The following is a 20,446-nucleotide window of genomic DNA, read 5'->3' as shown; positions in this document are numbered from 1 at the left end:
GGTGAGATTCGTACGTCTGCAATGGAATTCGTTCGGGTATCGGGGGACGCAGAGCGTTCGGGTGGCGTCGCGGCGGAGAGTTCCGGGTCGACGAGATCGATTGGGGCAACTCGGGGATCTGCCACGTACGAGGTGGCGGCTGGTGGTGCCGTTGTTGCCGAATATCCTGTGGTGCAGGGGTTCTGGCAGGAGTTGCGGAGGACTACGCAGGCCAGGATCGGGCTCGGGCGGACCGGTGATGCGTTACCGACGGCACGGGTGCTGGAATTTCGGGCGGCGCATTCGGCGGCGCGTGATGCCGTGCATATGTCGTTGGATGTGACCGGGTTGACGGAGCGGGTCGCGGCGGTCGGGTTGGGCGATGTTGTCCAGGTGCGCAGCCGGGCTCGGGATCGCGCGGAGTACTTGCGTCGACCTGATCTGGGTCGGTTACCGGAATTCGTTGTGGCACAAGGTGAGTCGTTGTCCGAGGTGCCGCGTAGCGGGGCGGAGATCGGGTTCGTGCTGGCGGACGGGCTCTCGCCGCGTGCGCTCACCGATCATGGGCCCGCACTGCTCGCGGCGCTTGTCGAGGAGCTGGCACCGCGGTATTCGATCGCGCCGCCGGTTATCGCCACCCAGGCCAGGGTTGCCCTCGGTGACCACATCGCCCAGGCGATGGGAGTCGCGACGGTGGTGGTGCTGATCGGTGAGCGGCCGGGCCTCTCGGTGGCCGACAGCCTCGGCATCTACCTGACGCACCTGCCCCGCCCGGGCCGCACCGACGCCGATCGCAACTGCATCTCGAATATCCACCCGCCGGCGGGCCTGGGCTACCGTCAGGCCGCAAAAGTGCTGGCGGGCTTGGTATCCGGTGCTCGCGCACTCGGCAGATCGGGCGTCGACCTGAAGGACACCTCGCGCGCCGACGCGATGAACTCGTCGGACGTCATCTCGATCACCGGCGACTAGGGCACCTCGACCTCTCGAACCGGCCGCGCGAGTACCGCCGTTCGCGGCGACGCGTGTCGCCGTTGGCGCACACCGAGTGGTCGCCGCGCAGAGGGGTATGCCTTATGTGCCGCGATCAGTGGGTATGTGCCACCAGGTCTGGGCACGGCTCAGGCGGGTCGCGGCGGCCCCGGCGTTGCGTATCGGACGGTCCTGGGTAGGGCTCGGGCGAGGGATACCTGAGGCATCGGCGCAGTGGTCAAGCCCGGTTGGCGAGCGCGTCGGATGACCTCGGCAGCGCTGGGCCGCAATACATCTCGGGTGGGGGCAGCGGGCAGTCGCTTTGTGCTTGCAAATGTGCGAACGCTCATCGTCGATCGCGGGTAGCGCGAGATCCATTGCGCCCCAGTGGTATCGGTGCTGATCGGTTGCCCGACGCGATAGTAGTCCAGACCGGACGGTACGGGCCGGAATGGTACGGACATCGGATCCGCCCCCGCCGCCGCATCGCGCGCAAATCTCACTGATTGGATTCATCCCATGCATAATTTAGCGGATAGTAGTACCGTAAATCGTCTACCTGCTAGTTCTATACGAGTGGGGATGTTCGCGCTGTCATTGTGACGGCCGACGTCACCCAGTGAGGGAGGTCGCGTGCTGGAAATCGACCACTTCAGCCACGGGTGGCTCACACCCGTGATCGCCTATCTGATGTCATTCACCGGATCATTGCTGGGGCTACGGTGTGTGGCCCGTGCGCGAGCCGGTAGCGGACACGCCGGATGGCTCATCGCCGCGGCGGTGGCGCTCGGCGGTACCGGGATCTGGGTCATGCATTTCATTGCGATGCTGGGCTTTTCGATCCACGGCGCAGCGATCCGCTATGACGTGCCGATCACCCTGCTCAGCGCGATCATCGCGATGGCGGTGGTGTGGATCGGGCTCTGGGTCGCGCAGCAGCGCGGATTGGAGCCGTTCGCCCTGTTCATCGGTGGTGCGATCACCGGCGTCGGCGTCGGCGCCATGCACTACTCGGGCATGTATGCGATGAAGTCGGATGCGGTGATCGAATACGACGGACGGATCGTGCTGCTATCGATGGTGATCGCCGTGTTCGCCGCGACGGCGGCGCTCTGGTTCGCGCTGCACGTGCGCGGCACGATCGCCACCATCGGCGCGGCGCTGGTCATGGGTGTGGCGGTCTGCGGTATGCACTACACGGGCATGTTCGCCATGCACGTGCAGAACGGCCACCACCTGCACCCGCCCGCCGGCGCAGGCGCCATGCAACTGCTGACACCACTGACTGTCGGAGTCGGCATGGTGACCATGATGCTGCTGCTGCACATCGGCATCACCGATGTCGAGGATCCGGCCTACGACGGCGCGCGTGGACCGCGGCCGACCCGATACTGGCCCACCCGGGACTGAGCCGTCATCTCGAGTTCTTCGCCGGTAGCCGCACAAACTGTTGTCGTGCGTCCGATCGGCCTACGACGGCGTCGCGGCCGACTGGATTCGGGCCGGAATCGAGCGGCGCCCGTACCGGGACGCTGTCCAGAGTGGTTGCTGTACAGGCGATTCCGCAACAGCCACTAGCCGCGCGGGACCTCGGTCCGGGTCGGCCAATACTCGGTCGCGGGCGGCAGTGTCTCGGACTCCACCGGCGGCAGCGGCGGCAACGGATCGAACTTGGCGCGCGGCGCAATACGCAACGGCGGTAGCTCGATATTGCGCTCGATCTCGGTCAGGCTGACGCTGATGAGCAGCAGCATGGTCACCACGCTGATCGCCACGATCAGCGGGGCGATCAGCTCCATCGCCCCGGCGCCCTCGGGCGTCTCGGTGAGCCCCGTGTGCGCGTGTATCGCGGACATTCCCGTGTAGTGCATGCCGGAGACGGCGACGCCCATGATGACTGCCGCGCCAACGGTGGCGAGAAAACCCTTGACGCGCAATGTGAACCAGAGCGCCGCCGTCGCCGCCACCACCGCGATGACCATCGATAGTGTGACGCGCCGGACGTCATAGGTGATCACGGCACTCGACTTCATCGCGTACATGCCCATGTAATGCATGGCCCCGACGCCGATCCCGGTGATCGCACCGCCGAGCAATAGGCCGAGCAGTGACGGTTCGGGCTTGATCACGATGAACAGCCCGATCCCGACTACCGAGATCGCGGTGATCGCACTGAGCAGAGTGAGTGGGATGTCGTACCGGATCTCGGTGCCGCGGATCGAAAAGCCGAGCATCGCAATGAAATGCATGACCCAGATGCCGGTACCGCCGATGGCGACGGCCGCGCCGAGGAGCCAGCCGATCCGATCCTTGCCGGTGCGGGTGCGGGCCGCGCATTGCAGTCCGAGCATGCATCCGGTCACCGATACGGCGTAGGCCAGCAGCGGGGTCATCAGACCGTAGCTGAAATGGTAGATGTCGAGCATGCAACGCCCCCCATTGCCGAAGTCGGAGTATCCGGCGATTGAAATAACAGTGGGTCAGACGATACGTCGGCTCTGTCGGGTTGTGCGTCGAAATCTGTTTCCGCAGAGGTGGTTTCAGTCACTTTCAGGTTTGATTGAAACCCGAATTGGTTAGCGGGTCAGATGCTGTCGTGGTTACCGAGTCGTGGCTGGTCGATTGCGCGAAGGAACGCTGAAAGAGCATGTTGCGCAAGCGGTTCGGATCAGTGTTGATCGCGATCGGCGTGAAAGAGTGTGCACCCGCCCGCGCCCACGGTGCCGCTGAGGCGGCTCGTCGAAATCAAATCGGCCACCAGGTTCACGGTCGCGTAGTCATCGGGGCGGTTGATCCAGCTCCCCGCGGTGAAGGCCAGCTTGCCGCCGACATAGGCGGCGATCATCTCGAAACTGCCAACGGGCACACTCGGATTCGCCGGTAGCGGCCCGAAGGCGAAGAGAGTGCGGGCGGAGTTGCCCGTCGGCTGGTCGATGGTGAGGTGCAGTGCCGTCTCGCCCTGGCCGCACAGATACGTTCCGGTCCATTGACCGGCGAGCGAGTGCAGCGGCACCGGAGCGCCCGCGATATTCGGCGCGGGCGTCCCGGCGACAGTGGTGCCGTGGGCGGCCGAATCAGGCTGCGGCGCGCCGGTGACCACCTGCCCGCACCCGCTGACGGCTGCCGAAACAGCGAACAGCACAACGAATGCGGGCCGGCTCCGGAACACGGAGCAAACCTAACTCAGTCGAGATAGTCGCGCAGGACCTGTGAGCGGCTCGGGTGCCGCAGTTTGCTCATGGTCTTCGACTCGATCTGCCGGATGCGCTCACGGGTGACCCCGTACACCTGGCCGATCTCGTCGAGGGTGCGCGGCTGGCCGTCGGTCAGGCCGAAGCGCAGCCGGACCACGCCTGCCTCGCGCTCGGACAGCGTCTCCAACACCGACTGCAGCTGATCCTGCAGCAGCGTGAAGCTCACCGCGTCCACCGCGACGACGGCCTCGGAGTCCTCGATGAAGTCGCCGAGCTGGCTGTCGCCCTCGTCGCCGATGGTCTGGTCCAGCGAAATCGGCTCACGCGCGTACTGCTGGATCTCCAGCACCTTCTCCGGCGTGATGTCCATTTCCTTGGCCAGCTCCTCCGGCGTGGGCTCACGGCCCAGATCCTGGAGCAGCTCGCGCTGGATGCGGCCGAGCTTGTTGATGACCTCGACCATATGCACCGGGATGCGGATGGTGCGGGCCTGGTCGGCCATGGCGCGAGTGATGGCCTGCCGGATCCACCAGGTGGCGTACGTGGAGAACTTGTAGCCCTTGGTGTAGTCGAACTTCTCCACCGCGCGGATCAGACCGAGGTTGCCCTCCTGGATCAAATCCAGGAATGCCATGCCGCGGCCGGTGTAGCGCTTGGCCAGCGAGACGACCAGTCGCAGGTTGGCCTCGAGCAGATGGTTCTTGGCGCGGTTGCCGTCGCGCACGATCCAGGTGTAGTCGCGGCGCATCGCGACCGGCAGCTTCTCACCCTGTTCGGCGAATTCGCGCACCTTCTCCGCCGCGTAGAGTCCGGCCTCGATCCGCTTGGCGAGCTCGACCTCCTCCTCGGCGTTGAGCAGTGCGACCTTACCGATCTGCTTGAGGTAGGCACGCACCGAGTCGGCCGAAGCGGTGAGCTCGGCGTCCTTGCGGGCCTGGCGCAGCGCCTCGGATTCCTCCTCGTCCCAGACGAAGTCGCCGGAGGCCTTGTCGGCGGCGGTCGGCTCGTCGGCCTCGGCCTCCTCCTCGACTCCCTCGGCCACTAGTTCCTCGGCGTCCTCGGTGAGGTCGTCCTCGGACACCTCGAGATCGCCGAGATCCTCCAGGTCCAGATCCTCGGCCTCGACGGCCTCGTCGCCGGCCTCGCCGTCCGGTCCGGCCTTCTTCGGACCCGCCTTCTTGGCGGGGCCCTTGGTCGCCTTGGCCGCGGCGGTCTTCTTGGCCGGAGCCTTCTTCGCCGCGGCCTTCTTGGCCGGGGCCTTCTTCGCGGCAGCCTTGCGGACCGGCCGTGCTTCGGTTACATCTGCGGAGTCGGCATCGGCCGATTCGGCGGTCTGACGGGTCGTGGCTACCACGTACGCCCTTTCGTGACGGTCTCGTGCGGCGTCACGCCAGAGTGGTGTTCCGGCGGAGCGGTCTGTCGGGTTACACCGGCTGAGCGCCGGGTCGGGGTTTCCGGCTCGCGGCCGGAGTACGTTCCATTGTAACGATCGAACCAGGGTACCTACGGCACGATCCCAGCAAGGGGTAATACCGCACCCTCCGCGCGCCTACCCAGGCTACCGATCTCGGTTGCCGGCCTTTTCGAGCGACCCGCTACCGATCGCTAGGGCGCGATGCCCGCATTGATCGCCATCGCCGCGCCCACGATGCCTGCGGTGTTCTCCAGACGGGCGGGAATCACCTGGGTTCGATTGGTGAGCAACGGAATCCACTGGTCCGCGTCCCGGCTGATGCCGCCGCCTGCGACGAAGACCTTCGGCCAGAACAGGTTCTCCAGGCCGCTGAGCACGATGCTGACTTCGGCCGCCCACTGTTCGTAGCTGAGGCCATCGCGATCCTTGACCGAGGCGGCGGCGCGGTGTTCGGTCTCCATGCCGCCGATCTCGAGATGGCCGAGTTCGGTATTGGACACCAGCGTGCCGTGGAACAGCAGCGCCGAGCCGATGCCGGTACCGAAGGTCAGCAACAGCACCAGGCCGTCGAAATCCTTTGCCGCGCCGTAGCGATCCTCGGCCAGCCCGGCCGCGTCCGCGTCGTTGAGGACGGTGACCGTGCGTCCGTCGAGTGCTCCGGAGAACAGTGCGCGCGCGTCGGTGCCGATCCAGGCCTTGTCGATATTGGCGGCCGTCTGCGCGATGCCCTCCAACACAACCGAGGGCAGCGTGATCCCGACCGGGCCGTCCCAATCGGCTTGGGCGACCAGTTTGGCGACCGCGTCGGCGACCGCCTGCGGTGTCGAGGGATGCGGTGTTGCGATCTTGATCCGCTCATGGACCAATTCACCGGTGGCCAGATCCACCGCGGCGCCCTTGACGCCGCTGCCACCTATGTCGATACCGAATGCGTGCCCCCGAGCGGACATGACGTTCCCTCGTTCCCTGTGCTGGCCGATGTGATGAACCACCGCCGCACAGGGGCCCCCGCTGGTCGGAGCGCTGCGGTGGGTATGCCCGACGACGGCGTTGTGTCGTGCACGACAAGAGTAATGGGCGTGCTCTGATTCCCGTTCGGCGAGGATCTGTGATGGCATGGGGGCATGCCGGATACGAGTGTGTCAGTTGCCGCCCAGCCCACCGCAACGCCTTCCGGAGATGAGGCCGAACTACGCCGGATCGCGGTCCAACTCGCCGAAACCGCGGCCGCGCACGTGCGAGCGCGGCGGCCCGAGGTGTTCGGTCCGGACGGTGCGCGCGCCGGTGCCGTGCAGGCCAAGGGACATCCGACCGATCCGGTGACGATCGTGGACACCGAAACCGAGGATCTGATCCGGCGACTGCTCGGCGAGTCGCGTCCGGGCGACCCGATCCTCGGGGAGGAGGGCGGCGGCAGTCTCGGCGGTGGCGACGCGGAGACCGTGCACTGGGTGGTCGACCCGATCGATGGCACCGTGAATTTCCTGTACGGCATTCCCGGCTACGCCATTTCGGTGGCCGCGGTGCGCGGCGGGCGGCCCGTCGCGGGTGCGGTGGTCGATGTCGCGCATGCGGCGACCTACAGCGCCGCACTGGGTCTCGGAGCCACCCGGGTCGGCGCCGACGGAGCGGTGCAGCATCTGCGCTGCACGCCGGTGCGATCGGCGTCAATGGCGTTGGTGGGCACGGGATTCGCCTACGGCACGCACCGCAGGACCCGGCAGGCGGCGCTGGTCGCCGAGCTTCTGCCGCATATTCGCGATATCCGCCGTCTCGGCGCGGCGGCGCTGGATCTGTGTTTCGTCGCCGAGGGCCGGATCGACGCCTACTACGAGCACGGGCTCAACGCCTGGGACTGGGCCGCCGGTGCGCTGATCGCCGCGGAGGCGGGTGCGCTGCTGACCCTGCCGCCCGCCACCGCACTCGGCGCGGCCGGTGATCTGGTGGTCGCCGCGGCACCCGGCATCGCTGACGAACTCGGCGAGCTCCTGCGGCGCGTCGGCGCGACCGAGTCGATCGAGGATCGCTGAGCTTCCCCGGATCTTCGACCAGTTACCTGCGAGATCATTGTCGGTTCCGGCCGCGGATGGTTCGGGAGCCCACGAAAGCAAGTCGCCCCGGTATGCCGAAGCGGCACGCCGGGGCGAAGACATTGGTTTCTTGAACTCAGCAGCGGGCGGTGCGCGCTGCGGACAACAACTTGGGATCGATCGCCGGCGACCCGCCCGGCGCCGGGTTCTTCAGCGAGCGCAGCACCTCCTCGGCATCCGGACTCGGCCGCAGCGACTCGCCGAATACCGAACCGAGCACCAGGTCAACGGTGTCGTCGTTGCGCTGATCCTCGACCAGTTCGGCGCACGGCGCGACCAACTGGACCGACGCGGCGGCCGGTCGGCCGTTCACGCCGAAGCGGATCTGGCCGGTGCAGTTCAGGTCGCCGTTGACGTAAACCGGATCGTTACCGAATTGCACCCCGGGCGCGCTAGCGAAACCGAGGTCGCCGAGCGCGGAGGCGATGTGCGTGGCCTGGCCGCTCTTGTTGTTGGCGTTGAGCACGCGGACCCTGGACGATGCCAGCGGCGCCGGTTCGACGTCGGTCAGCCGCGACTGGCCGACCCGCTGACCCACTGGAGCAGGTTGCGGCGATTTGGCATCGGTGGCCGGGCTCGGCGAGTTGCACGCCATCGCGGTTCCGCTGCTGTCCTCGGTCGTCAAGGCCTTGATCCACACCACGGTGCAGATCAGGAGTAGGACGCCGACCAAGATCAACCATGGCTGGTTGCGTCGCCGGAGGAAGGGTTGACCCCGCCGATCCGTTGCGCTGCCTTCGGTGATGAGTGAAACCACGTGCACACTCTACGAAAATGTTTCGGCGCCGGGGGACGGCAGGCCAGCGGAGTCGGCCGGGGTGGGCGAATACAGTGTGCGCAAAGGTCTCGGTGGGTTCGCCAGTTGGTGTCGATTACCCCTCAGTTTCGAATCGTCTGTGTTTTGATTGCGACTTTTGTCGTGTTGTCCGCTATTGTCTGGCGGCCCAGATCGAATCAGCCACGGCGAAATCGGTGATCGGTCGCGGGAACAAGCAGGGCATGTCCTGCGTTTACCGATCGCTATCAAAGGTGGGTCCGCGGGATCCGCGCTGATAGGGGACCGGTGTACGTGTGACGTGCACCACCGGCGGGGCGGCGCTGGTCATTCCGATTCCGAGGGAATCGGTGTGAGTGGCCCGGTCCGGGATATACGGAGTAAGGACGAGGGGAAGACGACATGGCAACCGACTATGACGCACCGAGGCGTACAGAAACCGACGAAGTGTCGGAAGATTCGCTGGAGGAGCTGAAGGCTCGTCGCAACGAGGCACAGTCCGCCGTCGTGGATATCGACGAATCCGATACCGCGGAGTCGTTCGAGCTTCCCGGCGCGGACCTGTCCGAGGAAGTGCTGACGGTTCGGGTTATCCCGAAGCAGGCCGACGAGTTCACCTGTTCGAGCTGTTTCCTGGTCCATCACCGGAGCAGGCTGGCCAGCGAAAAGGGTGGTCAGCTGATCTGCATGGACTGCGCAGCCTGATCGACAGCGCGAGATGTGATCTCCAGCCCGAGATCACTGGGTCAAGCCCGCGCTCGGCACGCCCGGCTCATCGGCCAGGTATGCCAAGCGCGGCCAAGACCCGGTCGGGCCGGCGCGTACTGACAAGCCAGTACGGCGTCGGATCGTCCGGGTCGTCGAGAACAAGCAGCACCATCGGCCCGATCCAGGGCCGATGCTGGACATAGGCGGCGGGGTCGAGCTGGCGACCCAGCGCCGCACTCTTGGCGGTGGGGGCCACGGTGGCCGCCTTGGCCACGAAGTTCGCCGGTAGATGCGCGCGATCGGCGCGTAGTTCACGCACGCCCGCGGAATCCTGGGCCACCTCTACCTGATGGCGGCTCAGCCACAGCAGTACCCACACCGGCACCGGGAACAACAGCGCGTAGGGCAACCAGGCGCGTAGACCCGGTGCGCCCATATGGATTTCGGCGGCCAGCAACCCGGCGATGGCGAACGCGACCGGCCACCACCACAGCGGCACCCACAGGCGCTCGCGGTAAGGCTCGAAGCCTTGCTGTTCTTCGTCCATAGTCACTGGGTTGGGCTGGTCCGACACGACTCAACACTAATTCACGGAGGTCGCGGCCGTACGCGTAGGCTCGACCATCGTGAGGGAGCGAAGCGAGCGAACCATAGACACAGCACGCACCGGCGCGACGGAGCCGAGCGCTAGCGAGGCGCAGTCGTGACGGCACTTTCACCCATACCCTTGCTGCGGCTTGATCCCGGCATTCCCATGCCTACGCGTGCCCACCACGGCGACGCGGGCGTGGACCTGTGCACCACGGAGGACGTCATTCTGGACCCGGGCGAGCGGGTGCTGGTCGGCACCGGTGTCGCCGTCGCGCTGCCGGTCGGCACGGTGGGACTCATCCATCCCCGATCCGGGCTGGCCGCGAAAACCGGTCTGTCGGTGCTGAATACGCCGGGTACCGTGGACGCGGGGTACCGGGGTGAGATCAAGGTGTGCCTGATCAACCATGATCCGCGCACCCCGATCGAATTGCGCCGGGGTGACCGGATCGCGCAGCTGCTGGTGCAGCGGGTGGAGCTGGTCGATTTCGTGGAGGTCGACGGGCTCGACGATACGACGCGGGGGGCGGGCGGTTACGGGTCGAGCGGCGGTCACGCGAGCCTGGCCGTGCAGGCCGACGGGGCGGGCGCGGTCGGCAAGGAGGCATGACAGCAATGTTCGGAAAGAGACGAAGGTCGGGCGATCGCGACGACCGATATGACGCCGACGACTACGCCGCCGAGGAGTACGACTCGGGTGAGTACGTCGACGCGCAGTACACCGACTACGGTGCCGGGGGCTACGACGATGAGCCCATCACCGATGAGAACCCGATCGTCGACCCGATCACCGATGAGAACCCTATCGTCCCAGCCACTTACGCCGCCGCGGACTACGACGACGAACCCGACTACGACGATGACTACGACGACGCCGCCGACATGGAGATGCCCAAGTCCGGTCCGTACGACTACAGCGAAGTTGCCGAGCTGCTCGACAATGTCGTCGATCAGCGCCTGGATCTCGGTTCGGTGATCCTGCCGGTGCCGCCCGGCGGTCAGCTGCAGGTCGAGATGACCCCGGATGGCACCCCGCAGGCGGTACACCTGGCAACCGAACACGGCCGGCTCACCGTGGCGGCCTACGCCGCGCCCAAGTCGGCGGGCCAATGGCGTTCGGTGGCAGCCGATCTCGCGGAGTCGTTACGCAAGGACGGCGCCCGCGTCGCGGTGGAGACCGGACCATGGGGCCGTGAACTGCTCGCCATCACCGAAGGCGCGGATCTGCGCTTCATCGGTGTGGACGGACCGCGGTGGATGGTGCGACTGGTCGCCGCGGGGCCGCAGGGCGCGGCAGATGACGGCAGTCCGCTGGTCCGGGCGGCGCGAGCGATCTTGAGCGAGACCGTGATTCGCCGCGGCGACGATCCGATGCCGGTGCGTGAGCCGCTGGCCGTGGTGCTGCCGCCGGAACTGGCCGAACAACTCGCCGCCGCGCACCAGGCACAGGCGGAGGCGCAGCAGCAGGCGTTGGCCGCACAGCAGGCCGCCGCCCAGGCCGGGCCGCAACCGGTGATCCCGCCGCGCCTGCCGCAGGGACCGCGGCGTGGTGCGGATGGCTCGGCGATGCAGCAACTCGGGCTGAACTGATCGGCAACCGCGTCGCCCATCGCGACGCGGTCAGGCAGGTTCGCGGAATACGGCGATTCCGGAGTTTCCGAGAATCGCCGGATCTGCGCCGAGCTCGTCCAGCGTGATCCGGAGCAACACCGAGCGCGGGATCAATTCGGCCCATTCCTCGGCGACCGACAACGGGTGCACCGGGTCATCGATCGCTGTGACAATCGCGACAGGCACGTCGATGGTGCCGAGCAGTTCGGTGCCCGGCCATTTGTAGTCGGCGGCCTCCTGCAGCGCCTCGGGTAGCCGCGGCCATTGCGAGCGCCAGGACTGGGTGAGCGCGTCGGCGAGCCAGCGCGGGCTGCTCGCGCGCATCCGTTCGACGACCGCGTCGAGTCCGTCCGCGCGCAACTGGGCCGCGGTGGCGGCGGCGCTGAGCGCGGCGGGGCAAGCCGCGGTATCGGGCCCCGTCCAGGCCGGTAGCGCGGCCACCACGCCGATTGCCGCCTCGGGGTGTTCAGCTGCCCACTCGAGCGCGACCGCCGCGCCCAGGGAGATACCAGAGGCCAGTACGGGGCCGCGACGGGCGGCGTCGTCCAGCGCGGCCAGGTAGCCGGCAACCACCGCGCGCGGGTCGGGTTCCACGGCGACGAGTTCGATTCCGCGTGCCGCACAAGCGGGTCCGAACGCGCGGCGGGCGAAGTCGGCGTCGGATCCGGTTCCCGGCAACGCCACGGCGATCGCAGCGCGACCGGCCCGGCCCGGCGTGAAGTGTGGGGAGTCGAACACCGGTCCGAGCGTAGCGGGGGGAGGGTTGCCCATCTACAGTGGCGGGTATACGGCCTACAGCCGGTCGTTACCGGAAAACCACGATGGCGTGTGACCCACGTCGTCTTGCTCCAAGCAGGAGAGCGTCACATGTCATCCGCCGCCTCAGGTTATTTTCGCCGTCTGAGCCGAAGGCTGACCGAGGATATCGATCAGTTGGACGCCGAGGAACTCGCCGAATCCGCCGATGCGTCGGGTGCGTGCCGGGCCTCGGATTGCCGTCGCGGTGACGAGGCCACGATGCTCGGACGACTACGTAGTGTCGAAGCGTGTCCGAAGTCCGTCGGCGCCAGTGTTCAGGCAGAATTCTTCGATGGCACCGATGCCATCAGTCTGGTGTGGATCGGCCGCCGGCGTATCCCCGGTATCGAACCGGGACGCAAGATCCTCGTCCGTGGTCGGGTGGGTGACCGCGACGGACGTAAGGTGATCTACAACCCCTACTACGAATTGCGTGAGAACAGCTGACGTATGCCATCGAGCAACGAGAACGCCGCCGAGATCCGCGCCGCAAGCGAGACCGAGGTGCATGAGTCGATCGACGCGGCCCTGGCCGACCCGATCGCCACCTCCGCCGACGCCCGAACCGATACGGAGATCGAGGAAACCGAACAGACTCTGCTCGAGCAGTTGGGCGGTTTCAGCGGCCTGATCTACTCGACCCTGCCGGTGCTGGTCTTCGTGCCGGTGAACACCATTGCCGGGCTCACCGTGGCCATCTGGTCGGCGCTCGGTGTGGCCGCCGCGATTCTGGTGTGGCGTCTGGTGCGACGCAGCCCGATCCAGCCCGCCATCTCCGGTTTCCTCGGAGTCGGCATTTGTGCGTTCATCGCCTACCGGATGGGTGAGGCGAAGGGCTTCTTCCTGTTCGGCATCTACACCAGCCTGGTGTACGCGGGGGTGTTCCTGGTGTCGATGCTGGTGCGCTGGCCGCTGGTCGGCGTCATCTGGGGTGTGCTCAACGGGCACGGCACCGAATGGCGTACGGATCGGCGCGTTGTCCGCCTCTACGACCTCGCGACCACCACCTGGGTGGTCGTGTTCGGCGCCCGCTACCTGGTGCAGTCGCAGCTCTACGACACCGATCGCACCGGCTGGCTGGCCTTCGCGCGCATCGCGATGGGCTGGCCGCTGACCGCGGTCGCGCTGGCCGTGACGGTGTGGGCGGTGCGGCGCGCGGGGCATCTGCCAGCGCATCGCGGTGCGGCGACGGTCTAGGGAGCTTCGCCCCGAATTTCGCTGGGGTGTTAACAATTCGCTGCCGGAGGTGGGGGAGTACGCACCCTGGGGTGCCTGGTTGGGCGATCGAGTTCATCAGACGATCAGTGCAAGCAAAAAAGCACGATCGGCGAGGAAGGACTCGGACGTTGGCTACCGAGCACAGCATTGCGGCACTGTCGAAGAAGCAAGCCCACAACAACCCGGCCCTGTCGGAGAGCCGACGGGTATCGGCCGAACTCGATAAGTTGATCGGCTCAGCAGCGGCGGGCGACCAGGCAGCGGTTGCCGAGATCATCCGGCTGGTGCACCCGCTGGTGCGCCGGTATTGCGGTGCGCGCCTTGGCAATACGGCCCATCTGCACGTCACGGCCGACGATGTGGTGCAGGAGATCCTGCTGGCCACCGTCAACGCCATTCCGCGCTACCGGGATCAGGGCAAGTCGTTCCTGGCCTTCGTCTACGGAATCGCGGCCAACAAGGTCGCCGACGCGTTCCGGCGCTCGCAGCTGCATCCGATGTACCCGGTGTCGGAGGTGCCGGATATGGCATGCACCGCCGCGGGCCCGGAGGAGTGGGCGCTGGCGTCCGAACGTCGCGCTGCCACAAGGGAACTGATGAAGATCCTGGCCCCGGCGCACCGCGAGGTGCTGGTGATGCGGATCGTACTCGGGTGGACCGCGGCCCAGACCGCCGAGGCCATCGGCACCAGCCCCGGCGTGGTCCGGGTGATGCAGCACCGTGCGCTGAACAAGCTGCGCGCGCAGTTACAAGCCGCATCCTGAGTAGGTCATGCGCTGATCCGCATCTGCCTTGTCGGGGAGTCAGGGTTTGATGCCATGCGTGGCCAGCGCCACCCGCAGGTCTTCCTCGGCCTCCACGGAGGTCACGAACAGCAGCTCGTCGTCGCCCTCGAAGGGGTCGTCGGGCTGCGGCACGATCACCCGGCCGCCGCGCAGAATCGTCACCAGGGCGGCGTCGCGCGGCAGGGTGAGCGTGCGGACCGGCTTGCCCGCGAGGGCGGTATCGCTGGGCAGGGTGATCTCGACCAGATTCGCCTGACCCTGCCGCAGCGTCATCAGCCGGACCAGATCGCCGACCGAGACCGCCTCCTCCACCAGCGAGGCGAGCAGGCGCGGCGTCGAGACGGCGACATCGACGCCCCACGATGGGTCGAAGAGCCATTCATTGCGTGGGTCGTTGACCCTGGCCACCACCCGGCGCACGCCGAATTCGGTCTTGGCGAGCAGGCTGTGCACCAGATTCGCCTTATCGTCGCCAGTGGCGGCGATGACGACCTCGTAGGTCTCCAGACCCGCATCCTCGAGCAGCGCCAGTTCACATGCGTCGGCATGCACCCAGACGGCATCGGGTATGGCCTCGGGCTCGATGTGGTCGAGCTGGCGCTCGAGCAGCATCACCCGATGTCCGCCGCGCAATAGCTCCTTGGCTATCGATCGGCCGACGGCACCCGCTCCGGCGATCGCCACTTTCATGTTCAGTCCTCGCTTGCTGGGGGCTTACCGGCCAACGCGACGGCCTCGCCGACGGAGCCGGAGGTCGCGGCGACATAGACGACGTCGTCGGCTTGCACGACGGTCTTGTTCTCGGGCAGCAGGCCCTGACCGAACCGGATGATGAACGCGACCCGCGCGCCGACCGCCCGCTCCAGATCGCGCACGGTGCGCCCGTACCAGTCCTCGTGCAGCGTCAGCTGGGCGACCGCGACGGTGCCCGTTGGGTCACGCCAGGTGGTGGTGCCGCCGTCGCCGATCAGGGTGGTCAGGAAACGGTCGGTGGTCCACGGCACGGTGGCGATGGTCGGAATGCCGAGGCGCTCGTAGACGGCGGCGCGCTTGGCGTCGTAGATGCGGGCGACCACGCGCTGGACGCCGAACATTTCGCGAGCCACCCGCGCGGAGATGATGTTGGAGTTGTCGCCGGAGGAGACGGCGGCGAACGCGTCGGCCCGCTCGATTCCGGCGCGGGTCAGCACATCCCGGTCGAAGCCGACCCCGACCACCCGCTCGCCCGGGAAGTCCTCGCCGAGGCGCAGGAACGCGCTCTTGTCCCGATCGATCACGGTGACCTCATGGCCGACCCGGACCAGGGCGCGTGCCAGCGCCGAGCCGACTCGTCCGCAACCCATGATCACTACGTACACCGTGCAACCTCGTTCCTGGCATCTTCCTACACAGTCGGACGCAGTCCGTCGACAGTCCCTTGCGCCGGACCGAGCGAATGCGAGGCACTCGCACATGGCGTTCGGTTTGCTTGTCCCTCCGGCAACGAACCGTACCCGCCAGATGTTTCCATGCCCCAACTTCCCCCTCCGCACGGCGACCAAACATCGGGGGCGGGCCAGCCGGGGCAGCGCCGCACCCTGCGGGGATCTATGCTCGCTCCAGTGTCCAAGTTGACGACGGCAGCCAAACGTGTGCTGCTGGGCAGGCCTTTCCGTAGCGATGCGCTGGGCCATACCCTGCTGCCGAAGCGAATCGCGCTCCCGGTGTTCGCCTCCGACGCGATGTCCTCGGTGGCATACGCGCCGGAGGAAATCTTTCTCGTATTGTCCGTGGCCGGGATCTCGGCCTATGTCTACGCGCCCTGGGTGGGTCTGGCCGTCGCGTTCGTGATGGCGGTGGTGGTCGCGAGCTACCGGCAGAACGTGCACGCCTATCCCTCCGGTGGCGGTGACTACGAGGTCGCCACCACGAATCTCGGGCCCAATGCCGGTCTCACGGTCGGCAGCGCGCTGCTGGTCGACTACGTGCTCACCGTGGCGGTGTCGATCTCCTCGGCGGCGTCGAATATCGGGTCCGCGATTCCGTTCGTGGCCACACACAAGGTGTTGTTCGCCGTGGTCGCCATCGTCGTGCTGACGTCGATCAATCTGCGCGGCATCCGGGAATCCGGTGTCGCCTTCGCGATTCCGACCTATGCCTTCATCGTCGGTATGTTCGCGATGCTCGGATGGGGGCTGTTCCGCATCTTCGTATTGGGCGACGATCTGCGGGCCGAATCGGCGGGCTTCCAGCTCAATGCCGAAGAGGAACATCTGTACGGACTCGCCTTCACCTTCCTCATCGCGCGGGCGTTCTCTTCCGGCTGTGCCGCGCTGACCGGTGTCGAGGCGATCAGCAATGGTGTGCCCGCGTTCCGGAAACCCAAGTCGCGCAACGCCGCGACCACGTTGCTGCTGCTCGGCAGCATCGCGATCGCCTTGTTGATGGGCATCATCATCCTGTCCCAGAAGGTCGGGATCGTGTACGCGCACAATGAGTCCGATCTGATCGGCGCGCCTGCGGACTATCACCAGAAGACGCTGATCGCGCAGTTGGCCGAGACCGTCTTCCACGGGTTCCCGATCGGCTTCTTCTTCATCACCACCGTGACCGCGCTGATCCTGGTGCTCGCGGCGAATACCGCGTTCAACGGGTTCCCGGTGCTGGGTTCGATTCTGGCGCAGGACCGTTATCTGCCCCGGCAGTTGCACACCCGCGGCGATCGGCTGGCGTTCAGCAACGGCATTCTGTTCCTATCCGGCGCGGCGGTCGCGTTCGTGGTGGTGTTCGGCGCCGAGGTGACCAAGCTCATCCAGCTCTACATCGTCGGTGTGTTCGTCTCGTTCGTCCTGAGCCAGACCGGCATGCTGCGGCACTGGACTCGATTGCTGCGCACCGAAACCGATCCGTCGCAGCGGGCGCGGATGAAGCGCTCGCGGGTGATCAACGCGATCGGGCTCACTGCGACCGGGACCGTGCTGGTCATCGTGCTCATTACGAAGTTCTTCGCCGGTGCCTGGATCGCGATCTGCACCATGGTGGCGATCTTCGTGGTGATGAAACTCATTCGCAAGCATTATGATTCGGTCTCCCGCGAGCTCGATGAGCAAGAGTGGGACGGCGTGCTGCCGAGTCGGTCGCATTCGATCGTGCTGGTTTCGAAGCTGCATCTGCCGACGCGCCGGGCGCTGGCCTACGCCCGTGCCACCCGCCCAGACACGTTGGAGGCGGTGACGGTGAATGTCGACGAGGCCGATACCAGGTCGTTGGTGCGCGAATGGGAGGGCAGCGATATCACCGTGCCGCTCAAGGTGATCGAATCGCCCTATCGCGAAATCACCAAGCCGGTATTGGATTACGTCAAGCGGGTGCGTCGGGATTCGCCGCGTGATGTGGTGACCGTGTTCATCCCCGAATATGTGGTCGGACATTGGTGGGAGCAGATCCTGCACAACCAGAGTGCATTGCGGCTCAAGGGCCGGTTGCTGTTCGAGCCCGGTGTGATGGTGACAAGCGTGCCGTGGCAGCTGACGTCATCGGCCAAGGCCAGGCAGGCGGGCGTGGTGAACGCGCCGGGTGCGGTGCGGCGCGGCTACGAGGATCAAGGGTGACCGACTGGCGCGGAACCACTTTCGACGTGCGGCTCGGGCCGCCCGGGCACGGTGGATTCTGTGTCGCCCGGCACGAGGGTCGCGTGGTCTTCGTGCGCCACGGTCTGCCGGATGAACTGGTTCGGGTGCGGGTCACCGAGGACCGCGGCGGTTCGTTCTGCCGGGCCGATGCGATCGAGATCCTCGCGGCGTCCCCGGACCGCGTTCCCGCCACCTGCCCGGTATCCGGTCCGGGCGGCGCAGGCTGCTGCGATTTCTCCTTCGCGACCCCGGCGGCCCAGCGTGCGCTGAAGGCGGCGGTGGTCGTCGAACAATTGCGCCGCATCGCCGGAACCGAGCGCGAGGTCACCGTGCAGCCGATCGCCGGCTACCCCGCCGACGTCACCGGCGGCTGGCGCACTCGCGTCCGACTGGTCGTCGACGCCGAGGGCCGTGCCGGGGTACACGGTTACCGCAGTACCGAGGTGATCACCGATCTGCGCTGCCCCCAACCGGTTTCGGGCGCGATGGACGGTATCGCGGATCGATTGTGGACACCTGGCGCGGATCTCGTGATCGCGGTGGACGGAGACGGGATGCGCCACATCGTGGAGTTGGCTCCGTCCGCGGTGGGTCGTGATGAGCGTGCCGGCGAACGTCCAGGGGCGCGTGGTGGGCGTGGTGCTGACCGGCGGGGTGGAGATCGGCGCGGCGGGCGTGGCGCTGGCCGAGCTCGTGGTCGAGACTCCGATCGACACGGCGGCTCCGGTGCCGATCGGAGTGGTGAGCGTGGTGCGGATCGGCGCGCAGCCGAGCGGCGTAGCGCGGATCGGGGCCCCGGCGGGGAGCGGGATGCGGATCGGCGGCGGGCTTCGGCGCGGCGGGCGGCGACGCATGCGGCTCGGGACGAATGGGTGATGGGTGGGAGCGGGCGGACGGTCGAGTATGTGGCCGGGCGTCGGTGGGAGTTGTCGGCTACCGGGTTCTGGCAGGCGCATCGTGGTGCGGCGCACTGTTATTCGGATCTGGTCGCGGACTGGGCCGGGCTCGGACATGGGGAACGGGCGTGGGATCTGTACAGCGGTGTCGGGGTGTTCGCGGCACGGCTGGCCGATCAGGTGGGCCAGACCGGTTCGGTGCTGGCGGTGGAATCCGCGCGTTCGGCGGTCGCGGATGGGATTGCGGCGCTGCGGGATATGCCCTGGCTGGACCTGCGTGCCCAGCGGGTCGAGCACTGGCTGGCCGAACACGCCAGCAGCGCCGCGCCGGAGGTGGTCGTCCTGGATCCGCCCCGCGCAGGCGCGGGCAAGGAAGTCGTCACCGCGGTGACCACCAGCGGCCCGGCCCGTATCATCCACGTCGGTTGCGACCCAGCCTCTTTCGCCCGCGACCTCGGCCTCTACCAAGCCGCGGGCTACCACCTCGCCGCCCTCCGCGCCTTCGACGCCTTCCCCGCCACCCACCACGTCGAATGCCTCGCCCTCCTCGAACGCTGAGTCCGGGGATCATGACCAACGGGACATGGTTGAGGCATCGCCGGAGAAGCCCCCACCACCAGGTCTCGTTGATCTTGGTCCGGCGGGCGGGGTTCGCGATGTCGGCCCATCACTGACTGTGAAAGCTGCATCCAGCGTGCTAGTTACGGTCTGCCCGCATTGTGCGAGCGAGCCGGGGAATCCGCACGGCTGTGCCTACGCTGCGGCAATCATCCCAGTAATGGCTGCGGATGGTCTGTCGCAATGATCCGAGCGCGGCGGCTGGGCGAGCGCAGCGGGAAACAGGTGAACAGTGCGGCCGCGATGGCGGCCAGGATGGCCCAGCCGGTGAGGCCGAAGCCGGTCAGGAGCGGATTTGACTGGTGCACAGGGGATTCGAAGAGACTGAAGGGGATAACGGCGGCATTGAGCGAGGCGTGGGCGACAGTGCACGGCCAGACGCTGTTGGCGCTCAGTCGGAGCCAGCCGAGGATCGCGCCGAACGGGACGCAGAATCCGATGAAAGCCAGTGCGGCCCAACGGCCGAGGTTCGGGTAGTTGTAGCCGAGCAGCGTCAGCGGTGCGTGCCAGAGCGCCCAGATCACGCCGGTGATGAGTAGCCCGCTCGCGAGACCGAAGCGCCGCGCGAGCTGCGGCAACAGCCAACCGCGCCAACCGATCTCCTCGCCGAGGGCGAAGACGACCGTGCTGAGGGCGTTGACCGTCAGGCTGTCGAGCAGCACTACGACGACGAGTTCGGCCCGGCCGAATTCGAAGGAGTACCAACCGAATACGGCGCTCAGGCCGAACCCCACCAGCAGGAACAGCGGTGCGCCGAGCCAGGCGGCCGCGATGAGCGCCACCGTCCGCCGAGGCCGTTCGCCCAGCGTCAGACCGATTTCGCGGACGAACTCGCGCCAGGACCGCTCGCGCAAGCGCCACACCGCGAGCACCCCGAGTGTCGGAGTCAGCATCATCAGCAAGGCCCCCGAATGCAGCCACAGTGCCGACTCCAGGCCATGCCCATCGATCCACGGCCCGGATCCGGCGACCCAGGCCAGTACGAACGCGACGACGGTGAAGAGGACGAAATCGTTGCGCCGAGCGATCATTCGACTTCCTTAGATCGAGACAGCTGCCCCACCCTTGGTCGGGAATACAGTGTGGCGCTTACCTACTCAGACGCGCACACCGGTCGTCCGGTTCCCTCGATCAGCGAAGCCGAGCGCATATCGTGCCCGCGGATCCCCAGGATGGCACGATGGCC

The 20,446-nt window shown here is 66.9% G+C and carries 21 protein-coding genes; 11 read left to right on the top strand and 10 right to left on the bottom strand.

Going from position 1 to position 20,446, the window contains the following annotated elements; genetic code table 11:
• Positions 1–168: 168 nt before the first annotated feature.
• Together eutC and OG874_RS20455 are read left to right on the top strand one after the other, a co-directional pair.
• Entirely contained in the window at positions 169–951 is a 783-nt protein-coding gene (eutC, locus tag OG874_RS20460; protein ID WP_330256721.1) for an ethanolamine ammonia-lyase subunit EutC, read from the top strand.
• Positions 952–1,584: 633 nt separating this feature from the next.
• Positions 1,585–2,361, top strand: a complete 777-nt coding sequence (locus OG874_RS20455) for an MHYT domain-containing protein (protein WP_330256720.1) — start codon at positions 1,585–1,587, stop codon at positions 2,359–2,361.
• A 164-nt stretch (positions 2,362–2,525) separates the two neighbouring features.
• Here the strand turns inward: OG874_RS20455 and OG874_RS20450 are convergent, their stop codons facing one another.
• From OG874_RS20450 to ppgK, 4 genes are all read right to left on the bottom strand, one after another.
• Positions 2,526–3,377, bottom strand: coding sequence for an MHYT domain-containing protein (locus OG874_RS20450; protein WP_330256719.1), 852 nt, complete (start codon positions 3,375–3,377; stop codon positions 2,526–2,528).
• 242 nt (positions 3,378–3,619) lie between these two features.
• Positions 3,620–4,120 (bottom strand): hypothetical protein, encoded by a 501-nt coding sequence (locus tag OG874_RS20445; protein ID WP_330256718.1) that lies wholly within the window; start codon positions 4,118–4,120, stop codon positions 3,620–3,622.
• Between the two features lie 14 nt (positions 4,121–4,134).
• Entirely contained in the window at positions 4,135–5,499 is a 1,365-nt protein-coding gene (locus tag OG874_RS20440; RefSeq protein ID WP_330256717.1) for an RNA polymerase sigma factor, read from the bottom strand.
• A 251-nt stretch (positions 5,500–5,750) separates the two neighbouring features.
• Positions 5,751–6,509 (bottom strand): polyphosphate--glucose phosphotransferase, encoded by a 759-nt coding sequence (ppgK, locus tag OG874_RS20435; RefSeq protein WP_330256716.1) that lies wholly within the window; start codon positions 6,507–6,509, stop codon positions 5,751–5,753.
• Between the two features lie 174 nt (positions 6,510–6,683).
• On the opposite strand from ppgK, the gene OG874_RS20430 reads away from it, so the two are divergent.
• Positions 6,684–7,589: an inositol monophosphatase family protein gene (locus OG874_RS20430; RefSeq protein WP_330256715.1), complete on the top strand. Its 906-nt coding sequence runs from the start codon at positions 6,684–6,686 to the stop codon at positions 7,587–7,589.
• A gap of 136 nt (positions 7,590–7,725) precedes the next feature.
• Here the strand turns inward: OG874_RS20430 and cei are convergent, their stop codons facing one another.
• Positions 7,726–8,406, bottom strand: a complete 681-nt coding sequence (gene cei / locus OG874_RS20425) for an envelope integrity protein Cei (protein ID WP_330256714.1) — start codon at positions 8,404–8,406, stop codon at positions 7,726–7,728.
• A 420-nt stretch (positions 8,407–8,826) separates the two neighbouring features.
• Here cei and OG874_RS20420 point away from each other — a divergent pair, with 420 nt between their 5' ends.
• Positions 8,827–9,129 carry a DUF4193 domain-containing protein gene (locus OG874_RS20420; RefSeq protein WP_228002042.1) on the top strand — a complete coding sequence of 101 codons (303 nt, stop codon included), beginning with the start codon at positions 8,827–8,829 and terminating at the stop codon, positions 9,127–9,129.
• Between the two features lie 67 nt (positions 9,130–9,196).
• On the opposite strand, the gene OG874_RS20415 is transcribed toward OG874_RS20420, so the two are convergent.
• Positions 9,197–9,679 carry a DUF3093 domain-containing protein gene (locus OG874_RS20415; protein WP_330256713.1) on the bottom strand — a complete coding sequence of 161 codons (483 nt, stop codon included), beginning with the start codon at positions 9,677–9,679 and terminating at the stop codon, positions 9,197–9,199.
• Between the two features lie 207 nt (positions 9,680–9,886).
• Here OG874_RS20415 and dut point away from each other — a divergent pair, with 207 nt between their 5' ends.
• Together dut and OG874_RS20405 are read left to right on the top strand one after the other, a co-directional pair.
• Complete coding sequence (gene dut, locus OG874_RS20410; protein WP_442943369.1) at positions 9,887–10,333, top strand: dUTP diphosphatase; 447 nt, start codon at positions 9,887–9,889, stop codon at positions 10,331–10,333.
• A gap of 5 nt (positions 10,334–10,338) precedes the next feature.
• Complete coding sequence (locus OG874_RS20405; protein ID WP_330257354.1) at positions 10,339–11,313, top strand: DUF3710 domain-containing protein; 975 nt, start codon at positions 10,339–10,341, stop codon at positions 11,311–11,313.
• 30 nt (positions 11,314–11,343) lie between these two features.
• Here the strand turns inward: OG874_RS20405 and OG874_RS20400 are convergent, their stop codons facing one another.
• Positions 11,344–12,072 (bottom strand): alpha/beta fold hydrolase, encoded by a 729-nt coding sequence (locus tag OG874_RS20400; protein ID WP_330256711.1) that lies wholly within the window; start codon positions 12,070–12,072, stop codon positions 11,344–11,346.
• Positions 12,073–12,201: 129 nt separating this feature from the next.
• Between OG874_RS20400 and OG874_RS20395 the strand changes: the two genes are divergently transcribed.
• The 3 genes from OG874_RS20395 (at position 12,202) to shbA (ending at position 14,114) form a co-directional block, all read left to right on the top strand.
• On the top strand, positions 12,202–12,579 hold the full coding sequence (locus OG874_RS20395) for an OB-fold nucleic acid binding domain-containing protein (RefSeq protein ID WP_330256710.1): 378 nt from the start codon (positions 12,202–12,204) through the stop codon (positions 12,577–12,579).
• 3 nt (positions 12,580–12,582) lie between these two features.
• Positions 12,583–13,329, top strand: coding sequence for a DUF3159 domain-containing protein (locus tag OG874_RS20390; protein ID WP_330256709.1), 747 nt, complete (start codon positions 12,583–12,585; stop codon positions 13,327–13,329).
• A gap of 149 nt (positions 13,330–13,478) precedes the next feature.
• Entirely contained in the window at positions 13,479–14,114 is a 636-nt protein-coding gene (shbA, locus tag OG874_RS20385; RefSeq protein ID WP_330256708.1) for an RNA polymerase sigma factor ShbA, read from the top strand.
• A gap of 39 nt (positions 14,115–14,153) precedes the next feature.
• On the opposite strand, the gene OG874_RS20380 is transcribed toward shbA, so the two are convergent.
• Both OG874_RS20380 and OG874_RS20375 read right to left on the bottom strand, forming a co-directional pair.
• A complete protein-coding gene (locus tag OG874_RS20380; RefSeq protein WP_330256707.1) occupies positions 14,154–14,825 on the bottom strand; it encodes a potassium channel family protein in 672 nt (223 codons plus the stop codon).
• Positions 14,826–14,827: 2 nt separating this feature from the next.
• Positions 14,828–15,493, bottom strand: coding sequence for a potassium channel family protein (locus OG874_RS20375; protein WP_330256706.1), 666 nt, complete (start codon positions 15,491–15,493; stop codon positions 14,828–14,830).
• A gap of 243 nt (positions 15,494–15,736) precedes the next feature.
• On the opposite strand from OG874_RS20375, the gene OG874_RS20370 reads away from it, so the two are divergent.
• Together OG874_RS20370 and OG874_RS20365 are read left to right on the top strand one after the other, a co-directional pair.
• Entirely contained in the window at positions 15,737–17,725 is a 1,989-nt protein-coding gene (locus OG874_RS20370) for an APC family permease (protein WP_330256705.1), read from the top strand.
• Positions 17,722–19,200, top strand: coding sequence for a class I SAM-dependent RNA methyltransferase (locus OG874_RS20365; RefSeq protein WP_330256704.1), 1,479 nt, complete (start codon positions 17,722–17,724; stop codon positions 19,198–19,200). The genes OG874_RS20370 and OG874_RS20365 overlap by 4 nt, the downstream gene beginning before the upstream one ends.
• Positions 19,201–19,409: 209 nt before the next feature.
• Here the strand turns inward: OG874_RS20365 and OG874_RS20360 are convergent, their stop codons facing one another.
• Entirely contained in the window at positions 19,410–20,291 is an 882-nt protein-coding gene (locus OG874_RS20360; protein ID WP_330256703.1) for a CPBP family intramembrane glutamic endopeptidase, read from the bottom strand.
• Between the last annotated feature and the right edge of the window lie 155 nt (positions 20,292–20,446).

Source organism: Nocardia sp. NBC_00565, assembly GCF_036345915.1.
Classification (GTDB): domain Bacteria; phylum Actinomycetota; class Actinomycetes; order Mycobacteriales; family Mycobacteriaceae; genus Nocardia.
The sequence above is the reverse complement of the archived record's forward strand: the minus strand, read 5'-3'. Positions and strand labels throughout refer to the sequence as shown.

Excerpts from the sequence above, each read along its gene's own strand:
- OG874_RS20450 (WP_330256719.1), bottom strand. The coding sequence starts at position 3,377 with ATGCTCGACATCTACCATTTCAGCTACGGTCTGATGACCCCGCTGCTG.
- ppgK (WP_330256716.1), bottom strand. The coding sequence starts at position 6,509 with ATGTCCGCTCGGGGGCACGCATTCGGTATCGACATAGGTGGCAGCGGC.
- OG874_RS20430 (WP_330256715.1), top strand. The coding sequence starts at position 6,684 with ATGCCGGATACGAGTGTGTCAGTTGCCGCCCAGCCCACCGCAACGCCT.
- OG874_RS20420 (WP_228002042.1), top strand. The coding sequence starts at position 8,827 with ATGGCAACCGACTATGACGCACCGAGGCGTACAGAAACCGACGAAGTG.
- OG874_RS20415 (WP_330256713.1), bottom strand. The coding sequence starts at position 9,679 with ATGGACGAAGAACAGCAAGGCTTCGAGCCTTACCGCGAGCGCCTGTGG.
- dut (WP_442943369.1), top strand. The coding sequence starts at position 9,887 with ATGCCTACGCGTGCCCACCACGGCGACGCGGGCGTGGACCTGTGCACC.
- OG874_RS20405 (WP_330257354.1), top strand. The coding sequence starts at position 10,339 with ATGTTCGGAAAGAGACGAAGGTCGGGCGATCGCGACGACCGATATGAC.
- OG874_RS20395 (WP_330256710.1), top strand. The coding sequence starts at position 12,202 with ATGTCATCCGCCGCCTCAGGTTATTTTCGCCGTCTGAGCCGAAGGCTG.
- OG874_RS20390 (WP_330256709.1), top strand. The coding sequence starts at position 12,583 with ATGCCATCGAGCAACGAGAACGCCGCCGAGATCCGCGCCGCAAGCGAG.
- OG874_RS20380 (WP_330256707.1), bottom strand. The coding sequence starts at position 14,825 with ATGAAAGTGGCGATCGCCGGAGCGGGTGCCGTCGGCCGATCGATAGCC.
- OG874_RS20360 (WP_330256703.1), bottom strand. The coding sequence starts at position 20,291 with ATGATCGCTCGGCGCAACGATTTCGTCCTCTTCACCGTCGTCGCGTTC.